The sequence below is a fragment of the Paenibacillus donghaensis genome, assembly GCF_002192415.1.
GTDB lineage: Bacteria > Bacillota > Bacilli > Paenibacillales > Paenibacillaceae > Paenibacillus_AQ > Paenibacillus_AQ donghaensis.
Genome location: NZ_CP021780.1, coordinates 5413764 through 5433014, shown reverse-complemented (window position 1 = coordinate 5433014; position 19251 = coordinate 5413764). Strand labels below are relative to the sequence as shown.

Here is a 19251-nt window from a genome sequence, read left to right as displayed (position 1 = left end):
TTTCGCTATGAGTGTTCTGGATAAAAGCCTCTCAGCCGCCGTCTTGATTATTGCCGTTGTTGTGATTCGATCGCTTGCCCTGAACAAACTGCCGAAAAGGACTTTTCTTGTTCTCTGGGGAGTGGTAATCTGCCATCTGTTGTTTCCGGTTTCAATTGCTTCGCCTTTCAGTCTGTATACGGGGATTGACCTGCTGGAACAAGCATTCCTGAAATCCAATGGTTTCAATCGGGCTGCTGCATCGGCCAATACCGATCTAAGTCATGGTACAGAGCAGGGCATAGCAATAGGCGAACCAGGAGCATCGTTGTCTCTTGTTACAGTGTTTTGGCTGTTAGGAATGTGTGCTTGTGTATTGTTCTTTGCAGTGGGTTATATCAAGAATCGTAGAGAATTCCAGACCTCTCTACCTGTGGAGAAGGAATGCTGCACCCGGTGGCTAAGCGAACATCCTACATCGCGGTCTGTACAGATCAGACAATGCGATTTAATCCAAACTCCACTGACCTATGGGGTATTCCGGCCTGTGGTGCTTCTACCGAGCATAACGGACTGGACCGATGAAACTAAATTACAATATATCCTTACTCATGAATTCGTGCACATCCGGCGTTGTGACGCGCTAACCAAGCTAATCTTGGCATTCGTTGTTTCTGTCCATTGGTTCAATCCCTTGGTATGGGTAATGTATGTGCTGGTAAACCGTGATATTGAAATTTCCTGTGATGAAGCTGTGGTGAAGTCCTTCGGGGTGTCCCATAAATCTGCCTATGCCATGACGCTTATCAATATGGAGGAGAGCAAAAGCAGGCTGGGTGCGCTATACAGCAGTTTCAGCAAAAACTCTATTGAAGAGAGGATTGTGTCTATTATGAAAATCAAAAAAACTTCCAGCATGGGAGTGGCCATAGCTCTGACACTTATGATTGCTGTTCCTGTTGTATTCGCCACTGACACGGTCGGGGTGTCCAACCCTGAACAAACTTCTTCTGAACAGGTTGCTGTAACTCTAACCAAAGATGAGGGAGGTTCGTCTATGGTCAGTACGGATGGTGGTGAAACCTGGATGAATGAAGTGGAATTTCAAAAGCTCTATCCTGTGCATGAGATTGAATGGTGGACATATGATGGGTATAAAGCGTGGCTGGAGCAGGAGAAAGTCGCTCTGCAATCCTTGGTGAATGCTCCTGGGTGGTCACAGAAGCGGGTAGATGACGCTATAAAGCTGTATGAAGAAACACTTGAGCTCATTAAAAAAGGCAGCAAGTTTTCCAAACTAGTTGAGGGTGATGATAATGTGGGTTACGCAGAGGGTTCTCTTTATCCTGTGGATTCAGCAGGAATCGAAACCGAATCTGCAGCAACAGCCACGATGTATAGCAACCCTGAATCGACTGGCACAACGGCTGCAGCCGATTCCATTGATCCTGCTGTTAGCTATTCGTGGGTAGTAAACCTTGAAAATGGGGATACGAAAGAATTTGTTTATGCTACCAAGCAGGAACTCAATGCGGCGGTAGAGGCCTTTTGCGACGAGCAAATAAAAGCTGGCAGAATGGAACGGCAGGAGGTTGAGAATATTATGGAAGAATTGCAGCCCATGTAGCTGAGCTGCAAATCGTATTTACAAGTGATAATAAGGCTGATCTAGTCATGGACTTGGTGGATGGAAAGCTAATCTACTGAGTCTAACCATAAATCTTATACCTATAAACCCTAGACACTATCAGTCTGGGGTTCTATGTGTTCTTATTGGAACATCAGTAAGGCTGCCGATGTACTCAGAAGTCTGGAGAAAAGTAGCTGATGAAGTAGAGTAAGAGTATATCTAGAAGTAAAAGTAGAACTAAAATTAAATAGTAGGGTTTGAGAGTAAATAGAGCAAGTGTGTGAGGATAATGACCCGCGGTAGAAGCAGCGAGCCAACTTAACTGTATTTCGTGCAGCTATTTGCCGTGAAAGTAACTGTGAAATGAATATAGTTGTATTTCGTACAGCTAAATTCTCATATATGCCCCTGAAACGCCGTTTCCTGAGAAAGTAGCTGTACAGAATACACTTAAAACGTCATTTTGCGGAAAATCGGTTGATTTAGATGTACAAAATACAGTTATAGATCTAGGTTGCTCCAATTCTGGTGCTAGCAGAGCCAAATTATGCTGAGGCTACTAACTAACTAATTAACCATCTAACCATATAGCACCTGAGCACCTAAACAGTACCTGCAGTTGCAGACAAAATAAGCAGAGAGGGCGTCCCAGCATCCATCTAATGGTTGCGGGGATGCCCCTCTGCTTTTAGCTCAACGGGGCGCTGCATAGTTCCAAGCGAGCCGTGTTGCCTAGGATCATTCGGAGCAAAGAACGCTCAACATACATGGGGAACGCAAGGTTCCTAAGCAGTGACCGAAACCGCGCCTAAATCAATGGTTCGGAATCAGCCTCCCCACGGAGCGGAGACTTCAACCTTAAGGCAGCTTATTGCCTGCCGCACGGTACACCTCGTACCATTCTTGGCGGGTCAGCGTGACCTCCGAAGCCCGGGCGATGTCGCGCAGGCGGTTCGTGTTGGTAGTGCCGACCACGGGCTGCATTTTCGCCGGATGCCGCAGCAGCCAAGCGATAGCGATGGCTGTATTGGTGACCTCTTTTTCCGCAGCCAGGCGGTCAATCACGGCATTCAGCTCAGGGAACTTCTCGCTGCCGAGGAAGACACCTTCAAAGAATCCGTACTGGAAGGGGGACCAAGGCTGGATCGTCATGTCGTGCAGGCGGCTGTACTCCAGGATTCCGCCATCGTGCACGAAGGACGCAGAGTTCGTCATGTTCACATTTAAACCGGAGTCGATCATGCCGGTGACTGTAATGCTCAGCTGGAGCTGGTTGAACAGCAGGGGTTGTTTGACATGTTTTTTCAGCAGCTCAATTTGCAGTGGATTCTGATTGCTGACACCGAAATGGCGCACCAATCCCTTACGCTCCAGCAGATCGAAGGCCTCGGCTACCTCCTCTGGTTCAAACAATGTATCCGGCCGATGCAGCAGCAGCACATCCAGATAATCGGTCTGAAGCCGCTTCAGGCTGCCTTCCACCGACTGTACAATATGCTCCTTGGAGAAGTCGAAGAATCCGTCCCGGATACCGCATTTGGACTGGATCATCATCTGTTCGCGCAGACCCGGGCTATTCTGGAGCACCCCGGCAAATACTTCCTCCGCTTGTCCACCCGCATAGATATCGGCATGGTCAAAGAAATCAATCCCCACCTCCAGCGCGCTTTGAACATGTACATCGGCCTCCTTGGGCGACAAATCCGCAATCCGCATACAGCCCAGTGAAATTTCCGAGACGTCTATGATACCGTTTGCAACACTGATTTTATTTACCATAATGACTTCACTCCTTCAGATGTAGGTAGAAACTCTCATCGAGCGAACTATTTATAATAGAAGCTACAACACAAAGACAATATCACAAAAAGCAGCGCTAAGCGAATCCCAATGATCCCTCCGGCCATTAGGAAACGTCTGCTGCTGCTCCTGCAACAATAAAGTACTTAATGTATGCAACGATAAGGTAACTTAATATTCGGGTAGGAGAAGAAGTTGCTTGTTGGGCATCGCTCCTTCATTTATTCCCGCATCGCCTCCGCCAGCAGCATCAGCACCAGCCCCTGGCCATAAAGCGATGGATAACAGGGGATTTCATTGTAGGCCTGAAGGCTGGGCATGACCGGCGTGCCGCTGGAGACGCCGGTGACCTCGCCGGTAGCGAGAATCGCAGCGGTTACTCCCTGCACCGCATTAGCGGCGTTCTCTCTACAGGCATCGTCGAGCAGATTCATACGGCAGGCTTTGAGGATGCCGGCGGCGATCCCGGCACTGCCTGAGGTTTCGGGATAGAAGTCCGGCTGATCCATGACGGTGGTCCACAGTCCGTCCGGCCGTTGGCAGGCGATGACAGCCTCCATCATGCGGCGGTAGCGTTCCCTAATGGACGGTGGAATCTCCACCAGACCTTCCAGCTCCTGCAGGATCATCGGTGTGCCGACGGCGATCCAGGCATTGGCCCGTGTCCAGCGGGCGGCGGACATGTGATTCCCCGCGATGCTGTTCCAGCCATGGAACAGGATTCCGCTGGTTTCGTCCTGCAGCAGCTTCAGATGCAGCTCCAACTGGTGCACCGCTTCAGTGGCATATACGGTATGTCCGGTTAAACGGCCCAACCGGGCCAGGAACAGCACAGCCATAAAAATCGTATCCGCCCACACCTGCTCGGGAAAGCTGGCATTCTCGGTAACCGTATGCTCGAAGGCTCCTTCCCGTGTCCGGGGAGCTTCGTTCAGCATCCATGCTCCAACCCTTTCCGAGGCTTCCAGGAAGACAGGGCTCCCGGTGTGGCTATAAAGTGCAGGCAGAATGGCAAAAGGAGCCATCGAATTAATAACCTTCAGCTGCTCAGATTTATGAAGCTGAAGATTAGCCCATTGCTCCAGCTCAGCCAGCACTTCAGGTTGCCCACATTGTTCATAATATTCCAATATGGAAATGACTCCAACACCGGGCACCCAATCCCAATGTCCAATGTCCATGCCCCAGTTGCCGGAATGGTCCAGAAGGGCATAACGGTAGACTCTATGGGCATAATCCTCCAGCATATCCCGTGATGGAAACGCAGCACTATTCATGCTTATCCTCCTCTAAACTCTGTTATACTTGCATTATATAACCTGATTTCTGTGAAATCTTGGCCGATTCTCTTATATATTTTGGGGAATTGTGTACTTGGGAAAAGGCGGCGGTGGAGCGAGTGATGAGCGAAGTTCAGCATATAGAGCAGCACCAGTCCTATAGCGTAGATGAGCTGACCAACAGCGCGTTGGCCGATTTTGCCGTGCAATGTGTGTTTCGCAGCAGTGAGATTACGCAGCCTTATCCCCATGTGCATCAGGGGTATGAATGGTACTTCTGTCTTGGCGGAAACGGCAGGTTCATTGCCGGGGAACGGGTGTACCGCATGAGTGAAGGCAGTCTGGTGGTGGTCAAGCCTGCGGTTCTGCACACCCCGCGGCCGCTGGCGGGCGAGACCTTTCAGCGGATTGTGCTAACCATTGACAGTGATTATCTGCAGGGGCTGTACCGGATGCACGCCCACCTGGAGCAGCAGCTTCAGCGCTGGCTGCCGGGAGACGGCAGCGATTCGGTTCATACCGAACTAGGCACGAGGCAACTGCCAGAGGTGCAGGAGATACTGCTGGAGCTGGAACGGGAGCTTGCGGATCAGCGCGAAGGATATCCGCTTGCGGTGCAGAGTCTGCTGCTGCGATTGTTCGTTGCGCTGATCCGGCAGGCAGCGGCAGCCGCTCCAGTGCCGCAGGAGGAGATGCGGCGGAAGCAGCTGGTGGAGGAGATGCTGGGGTACATTACCCGGATGTACAAGGAGCCCTGCTCTATCGATGGGATGTGCCGGCATTTCCATCTGTCCCGTTCGTATCTGCAGCGTCTATTCAAGCAGGAAACCGGATTTTCAATTAACGGCTATTGGATTGCTTGCCGGATTAACCGGGCTAAGGAGCTGCTGGTACAGCACCAATCACCGCTAATTGAAGTGGCCGTAGATTCCGGTTTCCAGGATTTATCCCACTTCTGCCATATGTTCAAGCGTGTGACGGGAATGACGCCTGGCCGCTACCGCGCGTTAAGCCGTAGGCCTGATGCCTGATCAGTCGTGGTGGCAAATCGTGTTAAGAAAGAGGGGCATAGGTGGAACGCTTGACAATACCTGCAGATGAGCGCTATCATCGAGCAATAAAGTCTATGATCGAGGTGGAAAAGATGAAATTCTCAAAAGCAACCGACTATGCGTTGCATTATATGCTGTATCTGGCGGCGACGGGCTCGGATAAACCGATTGGTGTGGTGCAGCTGGCGGAGAAGCAAGGGGTGTCCCCCACCTATCTCTCCAAAATCCTGACCAAGCTCGTTAAAGCAGGTCTGATTGAATCGGCTTCAGGAGCCAACGGCGGCTACAGCCTTAAGCGCAAGCAGGAGGAGATATCCTTCCTGGATGTGATCCACGCGATTGAAGGCACAGCCTCCTTGTTTGAGTGCGGATTGAAGCACGGACCGGGGTGTCTTGTCCAGCAGGTTATGGTAGAAGCCGAGGAGCGGATGGAGCAGTATCTCAGGGACCAGAAGATCTCCGTGCTGGCTGAACAATACAGTGCGGCGCAGGCGAAGTAACGCCGTTCGGTCTTGAGAGAGGGGAAATCAACGACTCCGCTCAAAGGTGCTTCTAATAAGTTGAGAAACCATTGATTTAGTTGCGAATATGCATCTAAATCAATGGTTTTTTCTGTTTTAGAGGAAATAAGTGCGAAAAGGCATCTAATTTCGGCATTTGAGCGTACCAGGCTTGATTTACTCAGGATTAGTTGCAGATTTGCACTTATTCGCCTGCGGACTGGCAATTGGAATGGAATTAAATGCACTTTTGCATCTATTTCCCCCGAACGATCCAGAGCGAAAGACAAAATCCTCGTTGAACTCAAGTGTTGGCCCAAACGTTGACCCAAACACTGCCTCAAACCCTGCCTTAAACACTGCCCTAGTGGCAACTTATTACGCATTTGAGCAGCTGCAACTTAAGAACATAAGCTAAACAAACAAGCCAGTCTCCCGAACTTCGGGGACTGACTTGTTTAAAAGTAAGAAGGCAGAAACGCTTGCCGTTCCATTAATACGGCAAAGCCGTTTCCTTCTTAAGTGTTATTATTCCTTAACCAAATTCAGAATTTCCACATCAGGATCGGACTCGGCTTCGTAGTCGATGCCCTCGCTCTGGAAGCCGAACAGCTGGAAGAAGTCGCGGCGGTAGCCTTCCAGATCGGACAGCTCACTGACATTATCCGTGCTCAGCGCTTCCCAGCGCTTCATAACCTCTGTCTGCACATCCTCGCGCATCTCCCAGTCGTCGATGCGGATCAGCGAACCGTCCAGCGCCGGCGCTGCGCCTTCCGGATACAGGTGCTCGGCGAACAAGCGGTACATCTGCTCGATGCAGTTCTCATGCAGCTCTTTATCCTTCATCACTCTGTACAGGGCTGAGATATACAGTGGCACTACAGGAATGGCCGAGCTGGACTGTGTGACCAGCGCTTTGTTGACCGAGACGAACGCGCGGCCGCCCTCAGCTGCGAGTTGGCTGTTCAGCTCTTTCGCGGTCTGCTCCAGATGGTTTTTGGCTTTGCCGATGGTGCCTTCACGGTAGATGGCATGAGTAATCTCCGGCCCTATGTAAGAGTAGGCAACCGTTGTAGCTCCCTTGGCCAGCACTCCGGCTTCGGATAACTGGTCGATCCACATTTTCCAGTCCTCGCCGCCCATTACCGCGATAGTCTGGCGCAATTCCTCTTCGGTGGCAGGCTCAATGCTGGTCATCGATACTTCCCCGGTGTGGAAATTCATCGTTTTATTCGTATAAGCGGTTCCGAGCGGTTTGATGACGGAAGAGAAGGTCTCCCCTGTGACCGGATGGGTCCGTCGCGGCGAAGCTACACTGTAAATCACCAGATCCACAGTGCCATATTCGGCCTGAATCAGTGCGATAGTTTGGGCTTTGATCGCATCGGAGAAGGCATCGCCAACAATGCTGTGCGATTTCAAACCTTGCGCGGCAGCCTGCTGCTCCAGAGCGGCAGAGTTGTACCAGCCCGCTGATGCGGTACGTGAGCCTTCGGCAGGCCGATCAAAAAATACACCGATCGTATTCGCGCCTGCACCAAAAGCGGCGGCAATCCGGGAAGCCAATCCATATCCGGTAGAAGCGCCGAGGACCAGTACATTCGCCGGTCCGCTGATTTTCTTCTGGGCTTTAATATAGTTTACTTGTTCCTCTATTTGTTTGGCACACCCGTCCGGATGAGCTGTTGTGCAGATGAATCCGCGGGTTTTAGGTTGGATAATCATCAAGGAATTCCCCTTTGCTTTAATTTTAAGCTTATTGTGACTACCACCTGAGTATAGCAAATATTTAGCCGGAAAGATAAGTGGTCTGGTGATCTTCACCAGGTGGCACGCTGTAAAGAGGTCACCAAAAGGGTTATGATAGACAGACAAAGCTAAGGAGGATCAGCCGAATGTTAGTTATCAGTCAAAAAGAGGTTGTAGAGCTGCTGTCCATGGAAGGCTGCATCGACGCGATGGAAGCGGTGCTGGCCGACCTGGCCACAGGACAGGCTATGCAGAGCTTAAGGCAGATGCTGCCGCTTGCGGAGGGCAATCTGCTTGGACTTATGCCAGGTTATTTGCGTCGTGATGGCTTGGCTGGAGCCAAGCTGATTACCATCTCGCCCGGTAATCACAGCCGGGGGTTGCCGTCCCATCAGGGTGTAGTCACCTTGTTTGACGCTTCCAGCGGCGTGATCAAGGCCATTATGGATGGACAAAAGATCACCGCGATCCGCACAGCCGCCGTAAGTGCGGCCGCCACACGCCACCTCGCCCGAGCGGATGCAGAGGTGCTTGCCATCCTGGGGACGGGCGAGCAGGCAGCAAGTCACCTCGAAGCGATGCTTCAGGTACGCGAGCTGCGCCAGGTCCGGATCTGGGGACGGACCCCGTCCAAAGCCGCCGCCTGGCAGGCGGAGATGTCATCCAGATTCAGCGTGGAGATCACTGTGTGCGCCACCGTCCGCGAGGCGGTTGCCGGAGCGGATATCATCTGCGCCGTTACAGCCGCCACGGAGCCGGTGCTGCTCCGGGAGTGGGTGAAGCCGGGCGCACATATCAATGCGGTGGGCGCTTGCCGGCCCACCGACCGCGAGCTGGACAGCGAACTGGTGGCGCAGTCCAGGCTGTATGTAGATTCGGTAGAGTCTGCCGCCGGCGAGTCGGGCGATTATCTGATTCCGTTGGCAGAGGGAGCCATCCCGCAGGATCATATCGTCGGCGAGATCGGCGCTGTGTTCAGCGGACAGCTGACCGGGAGAGCAACAGACAGCGAGATCACGCTGTTCAAGTCGCTCGGCCTGGCTGTCGAGGATCTGGCGGCGGCACAATATATTTATAATAAAGCATTGCGTTTACAACGGGGAACCGAAATTGCATTTTGAGGGGCGCAGCAGCCATGAAAAGCGGACAAGAAGGATTCTATGATTTCAAGCTGACAATGGAAGAGGAATCAAGGGCCAGCAAGCTGCATGAGGAGAACATTAATATCGACCTGCTGTTCCAGGGGCCGCTGTCTCCGCTGGCGATTCCCGCCGCAGTTTCGGACAGAATCAAGGCGCTCTGCGAGCCATACCGGGAGGACCCTATGCTGTACAGCAGCTTGCCCGGGCAATGGGTAACCAAGCTGGCGGCCAGCGGTGAGATTCCAGAATATCAATCCGAGTGGGTTCAATCCGGAATTACGGCAGGCAACCGCCAGCTCAATCTGCGGGATACCGCAAGTATGATTACGAGCATGGGCGAGGTCCAGCTGCAGTTTGATTCGGCGGATTGGCTGGTCAAAACGTTGAAGGCGGACGACATCCGTGCGGCCAAGCGCGAGGGCAGGAAGGCCGGGATCATCTCGGCGCAGGAGACGGACGCGCTTGGCACGAACCTTGCGCAGCTGGATGATCTGCATCATTTTGGCCTGAGAATGCTGTAATTAACCTATAACAACCAGAATCTGATCGGTTCAGGCTGCATGGAGCCGGCGAATGGCGGCATTTCCAGATATGGCATCCGTTTTATCGAGCGGCTGAACAAGCTGGGGATTATCGTAGATACAGGACATTGCGGCAAACAGACCACGCTGGACGCTTGCCGGTATTCGCAGACGCCTGTGGTGGCTTCGCATACCGGGGTAGAGGCGATTTTTCCACATGAACGCTGTAAAAGTGATGAAGAAATACTCGCCATCGCCGGAACGGGCGGCGTGATCGGGATTTTTGCGATGCCATGGTTTGTGCATTCCGACCCGAACCACACGACGATAGACCATGTGCTCGATCATATGGATTATGTGGTCAAGCTGGTGGGTGTGGACCATGTCGGCATTGGCACCGATTGGCCGATGAGTGATGTGATGTGGGCGCTCGTTTATTTCAAGGAGCATATTGCGCCGAAGCTTGGTTTTGCTCCCGGAGACGGGCCTTCGACAGAAACGGTTGCCGGACTTGAGAAATACAGCTACTTCAACAATTTCACCAGAGGTTTGGTTGCGCGAGGGTACAGTGACGGGGAGATCGCCAAGCTGATGGGTGGCAACTGGCTGCGTGTGTTTGAACAAATTTGCGGATAGGAGACTTGCACAGATGAGTACATATTTACACAATACCTCCTTCAATTTCTATTGCTCCGGGATCTATACCGGCAAGATTCATTTCACAGAACAGCAGGTGATGCACGCCAAGGTAGACCTGCGCAGAAGAACACAAATGCAGGACAATGTGTTGGATGGTTTGGTAAGTTATGTGCTGCCTCTGCAGAAGATTCTGGAGAATATCGCTGTATATGCGAAGACGGAATGGGTGAAGGAAGAAGTTGTGCTGGAGAACGGTGCTGTTTATCAAAAGCATATAAGCTACGAGGCCATGATCGCGGGAACCCTACGGACCTCTCAGGTATGGGCGCTGCGCAATCAAACGGCGCTCGATATCGTCACACTGGATGGGGAGATCATCGCTTTTCTGACGCCTAACCGCTATGGCATGGAGCTGATTATCAAGGATGGTTATGAGCAGCTGACACCGCTCACCGTCTATCAGGACCCGCTGCTCTCGCAGGCCGAATATGGCATAAACGACCTGGGCACCTTCCTCATTCCGATGCGGGACGGGGTACGACTGGCTACGGATGTTTTTCTGCCCGATGGCATTCCGGCCGGGACTGGGCTGCCCACCATTCTGGTCAGAACCTGTTATGACCGCAACGGCAAAAAGGATGTTTTCCACAGATGGGCCAACAAAGGTTATGCTGTGGTGTCGCAGGACGTGCGCGGCCGGGCAGACTCGGAAGGCGAGCTGATTCCCTTCTATTATGAGCGGGATGACGGGTATGACACGATTGACTGGATTATCGCCCAGGATTGGAGCGACAGCAACGTTGGCATGTGGGGCGCGTCTTACCTGGGAAATGTCGTGGTGGCGGCAGCGACCAGCGGCCATCCGAATCTGAAGGCGGTTGTGGACGAGGTGAACGTCGGCTCGCCGTTTGTGGATACGGTGCGCAAGGGCGGAACCCTCTGCTCCTGGCCGCTGCTGTCCTGGACCTTGGCCCAGTCGGTAGGGACGCGGACGGATTTTGATATCTTCGGCGGTATTACAGTAGACCCGCAAGCTGCTGTGGATGCCCGTCCGATCAAGGATATTCCGCAGCAGATGATCGGCAAGGCCTCCGGTCCGTGGGACCTGTGGAGCCGGCATCCCGAATATGACGACTTCTGGCGCAACTGCACCTTCACCGAGCGTGGCGATCAGGTGCGGGTACCAATGTATGTCATCTCCGGCTGGTATGACGGCGACAGCGCGGGAGTTTCGGAAACCTGGAGAATGCTCAGCCAGCACGATGTTCCCGGCCGCAAAATCAGGCTCGGCGCCTGGGAGCACGGCCCGAACCGGGCCAGGGACTATAAAGGTGTAAGCTTCGGCAACGATGCTGTAGTCTATGACTATGATGTATCGGTGCTGCGCTGGTTCGACCATTATCTGAAGGGGGTTGCCAACGGTATTGACCAGGAGCCGCGGGCTTCCTATTATGTGGTCGGCGAGAACCGCTGGAGAACGTCGGAGGACTGGACGCCGGTCGAAGCGCTGAATTCACTGTTCTATCTGTCCTCCGGAGGACGGGCCAACTCGGCCAGCGGGGACGGCAAGCTGCTGCTGGTGCCGGAGGAGCATTCCCCCGAAGATACCTTCAGCTATAATCCGCTGGACCCGCTGGATGACAGCGGGGAGAGGGAGCCGGAGAATCTGCGGAAGTACGAGCTTCGTAATGACATCCTGGTCTACACCAGCGAGGTGCTAAGCTCCGACCTGCTGGTGGCAGGGGAGCTGTCAGCCGTGATTTATGCAGCCAGTACAGGCCTCGACACCGACTGGGCGGTTTCGCTCAGTGAAGTGAATCCGCAGGGAGATTCGCTGCGTTTGTCCAATTATATTGTCCGGGCCAAATACCGGCATGGATTGGACCATCCGCAGCTGCTGGTTGCGGGTCAGGTGGAGGAATATGATATTTTTATGCCAAACATCGCCCACCGCTTTGCAGCAGGGAACCGCATCCGGTTCACCGTAACTTCTTCCAGCAAAAACGTGGCTTTCCCAAACACCAACACTGGCAATAATCCATACGAAGACACCGAACCGCTGACCGTGCAGCAGACGCTGTATCACAACAGCCAATACCCGAGCCATGTAAAGCTGCCGGTGATTGTGGAGCACTAGACTACTGATATAATTGTGGAGCACTAGACTACTGATATAAATGAATATGAGCGTCATCAAAACTCTGGGCTATGAATAGAGCTGCCGGAGTTTTTGGCGTGGCCGGGAGAAGGGGATTTCGCTGGCTGGTTGAATCTTATTTCGGTAAAATGGACTCTGCCACTCTATCGGCAGGTTTCTGGAGGGGCCATCACGAAGGAAAGACGCCCCAGCTGCCCAATCGGCCACTGCTTCACCCGGCTTCTACATCGGTACTTGTACCGCCCACAGCTCCCATCCTCCATCCTCCCATCCCTATCGTCATTTCCCCCTTATTCCCGCCAACTTAGCAGGATCGCATCATCTTCCAAATATAAGAAGCCCTGGTGGCAGATAGAGTGGATTGTGGGCGTATAGTCTGAGATTTTGTAATAAAGTTACAAAAAAATCATCAAATCAATGATAGTATTACAAAAATGTAACTATAGTCCTCTATTCAGTAACAAGATAGTCACAAAAAAGCGGTATTAAGTGTGAATATATGGAATTTAAGCAGAAGTGTAACTAGGTCCGGATTCCTACAAAATGTGCTCAATTCAGTTCCTAATCTGTATGAAGCAGGAAGTTATCTATGATATGTCTGGCTGTGATTGGCTAAGGCTTGTTCGTTGACTTGTATATACAGACTGAGATGAAACCGTTAACGTAATTCATCTCTAACCGTTATGCCAAAGAATCTACATCTAAGGAACGGATTTCCTCCGCAATGAAGCGAGATAGACCAAAGGGAGCAGAAGGGACTTTTCAGCGTTCCTGATCCCTCAGGACAGTAAATACAAGAGCATAAAGCCGCATTTATATACCTATTTATGGATTTAGAGTCATTATATTTAAATATTTACCTATATTTATTCGGATGTTTTTTGTTAAAAATCACGGTAATCTTGGACGGGGCATCCAGAGAACGCTCGTTTGGCCAAACGGGGAATGAACCGGAAGCACAGGAATCGCAAGTTCAGCTTCAGAGAAATTCAATACAAACAAACCCGCTTAACGGATAAATGCGGACGGAAAGAGGTACTACTCAGGTGAAACTTAATAAACAATGGGCAGCGCGGCTCGTCAGCTTAAGTCTTGTGGCTGCCGTTGCTGTGCCTCCGCTTCAGGCGGCCGATGCAGCAGGTGCAGCAACAAATGCTGCGGCAACTAAAACTACAGCAACTACAGCAACAACAGAAGCAAGCAATATGCCATGGATGAATACCGCTCTCTCTGCAGAGGAACGCACCAAGTTGCTGCTTGAGGCCATGAGCCTGGAGGAAACAGTTGATTTCATCACAGGAAATGTAAACAACTATTATGGCTTCTATAATGCAGGCAATGAGAAATTTGCCATCCCGGCCCTGACGATGGCTGACGGGCCTGCAGGTGTGCGGATTGCCAATCCGGATGTTCAGGACAAGCAATCGACCGCACTTCCGGCTCCGATTGCCCTGGCGGCAACCTGGGATACGGATATTGCACAAGCCTACGGCGATCTGCTGGGCGAGGAAGCCTTCAATACTACACATAATGTGCTGCTCGGACCGGGTTTTGATATTGCCCGTGTGCCTTGGGGCTCACGCAACTTTGAATCGCTCGGCGAAGATCCGCTGCTCCAGTCGAAGCTGGGGATAGCCTACGTCAACGGGATTCAGAGCCATCCGGTGCTGGCCGTCGGCAAGCATTTCCTGATGAACAATCAGGAGACCGAACGATTCACCACCAATGTCAAAGTCAGCGAGCGGGCGGTTCAGGAAGTGTATACACGTCCGTTTGCGGCAGCTTTTGAAGAAGCCGATCTGGGCTCAGTAATGTGCTCGTTCAACTACGTCAATGACCAGCAGGCCTGTGACAGCAGCGAGCTGCTGACCGGTACGCTGCGGGATAAACTGAACTTCGGAGGGTTCACGATGTCCGATTATGGTGCGAATCTGTCGACAACCAAGTCGGCGCTCGCTGGCCTTGATCTGGAAACACCGGGTTATCCTTATGGCAAATGGGGAGATAAGCTGCTTCAGGCCGTTAAGGACGGTGAGATCAGTGAAGCCAAGATCGACGAGATGGCTACTCGCATTCTGGTGCAGATGTTCCGCAAGAATCTATTTGACCAGACTGTGGAGAATAACCAGATCCCGGCTAAGGCGCACGGGGCCGAGGCTCGCCAATTTGCTGAAGAATCCATGGTTCTGATGAAAAATGAGCAGTCCACCCTGCCGCTGAATGCCAAGAAGCTGAAGTCTATCGCAGTCATCGGACCGGATGCCGACAATGCCTCTGCGGCTGGCGGCGGCAGCTCATTGGTCAATCCGACCTATACGGTGAGCCCGCTTGCGGGCATCAAGAACCGCGTTGGCTCCAGTGTGAAGGTCAGCTATGCGGCTGGTAGTGATCCCATCTCTGCTGGTGATGTAGTATCCGGTCCTTCGGCGGTACCTTCCTCCTTGCTGACACCCGCAGAAGGGTATGCGAGCAAGGGCAATGGATTAACCGGTGAATATTTCACTAATACGGATCTGGAAGGCAAGCCGGAGATTGTCCGTAAGGACAATCAGGTGAATATGAACCTTGGCTTCTATAATTATGAAGGGTTCAATGCCCAGTCCTCCAAGCTGAAGCAGCTGCCAACCAGCCTGAATGCGCTGATGTCGGCACGTTGGACAGGCAGCATTACAGCTCCCACTACAGGCGTTTACAATTTGTCACTGACCAGCCGTGGCTCAGGCAAGCTGTATCTGGACGACAAGCTGCTGTTCACCAATGTGGGCGAAACGATGGAAACCACCTCACAGAAGGTATCGTTGACCGCAGGCGAGGTGCATAAGCTGCGGATTGAATACCGGACCGACTGGTCTGATCAAAGCGGGCGCGACAAGGGCGGCTTCGTTCGTTTCGGCTGGACGCCTCCTACAGGTGTAGTGGATGACCAGATCAAAGCGGCGGTCCAGACCGCCAAGGCTGCCGATGTGGCGGTGGTGGTTACACGCACATATGACAGTGAAGGATACTTTGACCGCTCCGATCTGGATCTGCCGAACAATCAGGAGCAGTTGATCCGTGAAGTGGCCAAAGCGAATCCGAACACGGTTGTTGTCCAGATGAGCGGGCGTGCCGTTCAGATGAATAGCTGGCAGGAGCAGGTGCCTGCCATTGTACAGGCCTGGTTCGCTGGGCAGGAGCAGGGTAATGCAATAGCACGGGTCTTGTTCGGTGATGTTAACCCATCCGGCAAATTGCCGGTGACCTTCCCGGTGGATGAGCAGACCACACCGATCTCCACGGCGGCACAGTTCCCTGGAATTAACGGGGTTGGCGATTACAGCGATGGCATCTTTGTCGGCTATCGGGGATATGACCAGAAGGGTCTGGATGTGGCTTATCCATTCGGGTATGGCTTGTCCTATACAAGCTTTGGTTACACCAACCTGAAGACCAAGGCACAGACCAAAGGCAAGAATCAGAAGCAGACGGTTGAAGTGTCACTGAACCTGCGCAATACCGGCCAAAAATCCGGAGCTGAGGTAGTTCAGGTCTATGTCGGTCAACTTCCGACCACGGTAGAAACGCCGAAGAAGCAGCTGGCAGGTTTCGCCAAGGTGGACCTGAAGGCAGGCAAACAGCAGAGAGTGACGGTTGAGCTGGATGCCAAGGCCTTATCCTACTGGGATGAGAATACAGACCAGTGGGTAATGCCAAGCGGCAAGGTGCCGATCTATGTGGGCAGCTCTTCGGAGGATATCCGCCTGACAGGCAGCGTTACGATTGCAGGAAGCCAAGCCAAGAAATAATGGCAGCCTGATCGCATATTATATAACCAATAAGATAGCAGGAAGTCCGGGTATAGTTCTCCCGGGCTTTCTTTACAATAGGGACGGCGTAGCCGTTTCTTTCTCATATCCGGGAGGTTGCAGTAGATGTTGAAGTCTTTGAATAAAAACAAGAACATAATCATATCCGCCCTCCTGGCAGTTGCTCTGTTGCTTGTGCTGGTCATCATTTGGCGGACGGAGGCAGAATCCGGTACTTCCAGCCAAGCCCGTGCCTGGCTGACCACAGCCGACCAGTCCCATCTGTTGACCGAGCAGACACCGCTTGTTTTTGGAACAGGCGGAGAGAGCGGCGGGCTGAGTGTGGATGTGAACCCACACCTGCGATACCAGACGATGGATGGTTTTGGAGCGGCGGTGACCGGTTCCTCAGCCTATCTGATCAATGAGAAACTGAGTGGGAAGCAGCGGGAGCAGCTGCTGAAGGAGCTGTTCACAGACAGTGGAATCGGAATGAGCTTCGTCCGCCATACGATTGGAGCTTCGGATTATTCCGTCGATGCAGGAGGCCAGCCTGTAAGCTATACCTATGACGATATAGAGTCAGGTACTGACTATGAGCTGGAGCATTTCTCGGTAGAGAAGGACCGGGAGGTTATCACCTTGCTGGGCGATATTCTGCAGCTGAACCGTGAGCTGAAGGTCATGGGCACCCCATGGAGTGCGCCTGGCTGGATGAAATTCGGCGAGAACAAGACCATGAACGGCGGTTATCTGGATTACAATGACTCCGGTATCTATGAAGCCTATGCCAATTATTTCGTGAAATATCTGCAGGCTTATAAGGAAGCGGGGGTTCCCGTCTATGCCGTAACCGTCCAGAATGAGCCGGGTTTCGCCACTGCGGATTATCCCAGCATGAACATGGGCGAAGCGGAGCAGGCGCGGTTTATCCGCGAGTATCTGGGGCCGGCACTGGAGAAAAGCGGGCTTCAGACCAAGCTGCTGGGCTTCGACCATAATTGGGACAAGGGAGCCGATTATGCCAGAGCACTGCTGAGTGACAGCGGCACGAATAAATATACAGCGGGGACAGCTTATCACTGCTACGCCGGTGAGCCTGAAGCAATGAGCGAAGTACATGACGCTTACCCGGACAAAGGAATCTACTTCACGGAATGCAGCGGCGGCGGCTGGAGCGGTGATTTCGGGGACAGCCTGAGCTGGAATATGTCCAAGCTGATCATCCAGTCTCCCCGCAACTGGGCCAAGTCCGTGCTGTTCTGGAATCTGGCGCTTGATCCTGAGGGAGGGCCGGAGAATGGCGGCTGCGGCGATTGCCGGGGCGTCGTAACCGTTGATCCGCAGACAGGGGAGATCAGCCGGAACGTGGAGTATTATGCGCTGGGCCATGCCGGAAAATTTGTCCGACCAGGGGCGGTGAGGATCGATTCCACGCAGGTTGAGGGTCAGCTGGAGACGGTTGCCTATGAGAATCCTGACGGTTCAACGGCCTTGATTGCTGCAAGCCCAGGCGAGGAGGCGGTTTCTTTTACAGTCCGCTACCGCTCGGAATCCTTTCACTATACCTTGCCCGCGAAATCGGCGGTTACCTTCACCTGGCAGGGCTGAGAAACTGTCCAAGCAACCTTTCACCTCCTCTTCTCGTATGGTAAATATGCACAATTCTATAGGGTTGAGGTTCTGCTGAGAATGTGGGTCTCGCAGAGCTTGCGCAGGAGCTTGCCCAGGGGAAGCTTGCGGAAGGGAATTTCACAGAGCGCAGAGGGCGGATATCGCTGCCCCGTTTCCGGGCGGAGTATGGCTTAGAGCTGAAGCAGGCTTTCCAGGCCTTGGGGATGAAACAGGCTTTTGATTCGTCCCGCAGCAATTTCACGGGAATAGCAGACATTACAGCCCCGATTTATATCGGGACAATCGTGCACAAAACCTATATCGAAGTGAATGAACAGGGAACGGAAGCGGCGGCCTCCACCCTTGTCGGCATGAGAGCGGGCGCGGCTCCGTCCAGCATTGAACCGTTCGAGATGAACGTCAATCGGCCTTTCCTCTATTTAATAGAAGACAAGCTGAGCGGAGTCTGGCTGTTTCTCGGCACGATCAACAATCCGCTGGATACGCAGTAAGGATCTAAGGATTGCTTAAATGATCACTTTTTGCGGAATAAGCGCATAATTTATCCCTTCACAGGTCACAATAGGAAAAAAATAGAATGAAGGGATGAACGTGAACGCATTTCGCTTAAAGAAACAGCTATGGCGGCGCTGGAGACGTTGGAAGAAGGCCTTGTGGATCGGGGCTGCCTGTTTGGGCCTCACCTTTCTGGCCTGGCGCAGCCTGCAGGTGCCGGAAGAAATCAGCGAGCTGCTCAACAGCCCGGCTCCAGGAGTTACAGAAAGCCTGGACCACATCCAGGCAGCGGACGAACCGGCTGCTGCTGTGTTCAAGCAAGACGGCATCGGCAGTCCAGAGGCTGATCCAGCCGAAGCGCAGGAGCAACTGCTGCAGGCGATTGAACAGAGCGGACAGAGCCGGACGGTCCATTTGAAGATCACTTATGTGACAGGTGAGGAGATCCAGACGCTGGCAGGACGCAGAAATCCACAGCAGCAGAAGCAGTTGATTGTCGAGCACGCCGCCTGGAGCGGCCGCATCGGCCCGGAGGGTGACCTCTGGCTGGAGCAGAGGGTGAATGATCTGTCCCCGCTGACGAAACGTGAGGCCTATATCGGTGTGGATGAGCAGGGCAATCTGACCTTGTTCAAAGGCCCGCCGGTGGATCAGAAGGTGATGAAGACTTTTTTTCAAATGGATATGGGTTCGATGAAATCCGCGCTACCCGAAGAGATCTGGAACCAGCTGCAGGATGGCATCCGTGTGCAGGATATTGAGGAATATAACAGTGTGCTGTCGACTTTCAGCGATTATGCACGGGATACCGCCGAGCAGGTCATGCAGAGCAAGGAATGAGCAAGAAGAAACACAGGTTGTCTTGAAGCCGTTGCCCTGCGGCCGG

At 52.7% G+C, this 19251-nt stretch carries 13 protein-coding genes and 1 pseudogene; 11 read left to right on the top strand and 3 right to left on the bottom strand.

Translation table 11 applies throughout. From position 1 onward, the window contains the following. The first annotated feature begins 7 nt into the window (after positions 1-7). Entirely contained in the window at positions 8-1606 is a 1599-nt protein-coding gene (locus tag B9T62_RS24705; RefSeq protein ID WP_157793995.1) for a M56 family metallopeptidase, read from the top strand. A gap of 861 nt (positions 1607-2467) precedes the next feature. On the opposite strand, the gene B9T62_RS24700 is transcribed toward B9T62_RS24705, so the two are convergent. Both B9T62_RS24700 and B9T62_RS24695 read right to left on the bottom strand, forming a co-directional pair. Beyond that, entirely contained in the window at positions 2468-3388 is a 921-nt protein-coding gene (locus tag B9T62_RS24700; protein WP_087917714.1) for an aldo/keto reductase, read from the bottom strand. Between the two features lie 242 nt (positions 3389-3630). Then, complete coding sequence (locus tag B9T62_RS24695) at positions 3631-4686, bottom strand: glycoside hydrolase family 88/105 protein (protein ID WP_087917713.1); 1056 nt, start codon at positions 4684-4686, stop codon at positions 3631-3633. Between the two features lie 125 nt (positions 4687-4811). Between B9T62_RS24695 and B9T62_RS24690 the strand changes: the two genes are divergently transcribed. Together B9T62_RS24690 and B9T62_RS24685 are read left to right on the top strand one after the other, a co-directional pair. Beyond that, the gene (locus B9T62_RS24690) at positions 4812-5720 is read left to right on the top strand and encodes an AraC family transcriptional regulator (RefSeq protein ID WP_087917712.1); all 909 of its coding nucleotides are present in this window, start codon (positions 4812-4814) and stop codon (positions 5718-5720) included. Between the two features lie 113 nt (positions 5721-5833). Further along, positions 5834-6241 carry an RrF2 family transcriptional regulator gene (locus B9T62_RS24685; protein ID WP_087917711.1) on the top strand — a complete coding sequence of 136 codons (408 nt, stop codon included), beginning with the start codon at positions 5834-5836 and terminating at the stop codon, positions 6239-6241. 528 nt (positions 6242-6769) lie between these two features. On the opposite strand, the gene fabV is transcribed toward B9T62_RS24685, so the two are convergent. Next, a complete protein-coding gene (gene fabV / locus B9T62_RS24680) occupies positions 6770-7966 on the bottom strand; it encodes an enoyl-ACP reductase FabV (RefSeq protein ID WP_087917710.1) in 1197 nt (398 codons plus the stop codon). 170 nt (positions 7967-8136) lie between these two features. On the opposite strand from fabV, the gene B9T62_RS24675 reads away from it, so the two are divergent. From B9T62_RS24675 to B9T62_RS24640, 8 genes and pseudogenes are all read left to right on the top strand, one after another. Beyond that, complete coding sequence (locus tag B9T62_RS24675) at positions 8137-9111, top strand: ornithine cyclodeaminase family protein (RefSeq protein ID WP_087917709.1); 975 nt, start codon at positions 8137-8139, stop codon at positions 9109-9111. Positions 9112-9125: 14 nt separating this feature from the next. Continuing rightward, the gene (locus B9T62_RS41875; RefSeq protein WP_087917708.1) at positions 9126-9653 is read left to right on the top strand and encodes a membrane dipeptidase; all 528 of its coding nucleotides are present in this window, start codon (positions 9126-9128) and stop codon (positions 9651-9653) included. 12 nt (positions 9654-9665) lie between these two features. After that, a pseudogene (locus B9T62_RS41870) lies at positions 9666-10289 on the top strand (dipeptidase); the annotation flags it as partial. Between the two features lie 13 nt (positions 10290-10302). Then, positions 10303-12429, top strand: a complete 2127-nt coding sequence (locus B9T62_RS24660) for a CocE/NonD family hydrolase (protein WP_087917706.1) — start codon at positions 10303-10305, stop codon at positions 12427-12429. Between the two features lie 1067 nt (positions 12430-13496). Further along, positions 13497-16235, top strand: a complete 2739-nt coding sequence (locus tag B9T62_RS24655; RefSeq protein WP_245864041.1) for a beta-glucosidase — start codon at positions 13497-13499, stop codon at positions 16233-16235. Between the two features lie 126 nt (positions 16236-16361). Then, positions 16362-17846 (top strand): glycoside hydrolase family 30 protein, encoded by a 1485-nt coding sequence (locus B9T62_RS24650; protein ID WP_087917704.1) that lies wholly within the window; start codon positions 16362-16364, stop codon positions 17844-17846. A gap of 83 nt (positions 17847-17929) precedes the next feature. Further along, the gene (locus B9T62_RS24645) at positions 17930-18361 is read left to right on the top strand and encodes a serpin family protein (protein ID WP_087917703.1); all 432 of its coding nucleotides are present in this window, start codon (positions 17930-17932) and stop codon (positions 18359-18361) included. A 100-nt stretch (positions 18362-18461) separates the two neighbouring features. Further along, on the top strand, positions 18462-19205 hold the full coding sequence (locus B9T62_RS24640; protein WP_157793994.1) for a BofC C-terminal domain-containing protein: 744 nt from the start codon (positions 18462-18464) through the stop codon (positions 19203-19205). The last annotated feature ends 46 nt before the right edge of the window (positions 19206-19251 follow it).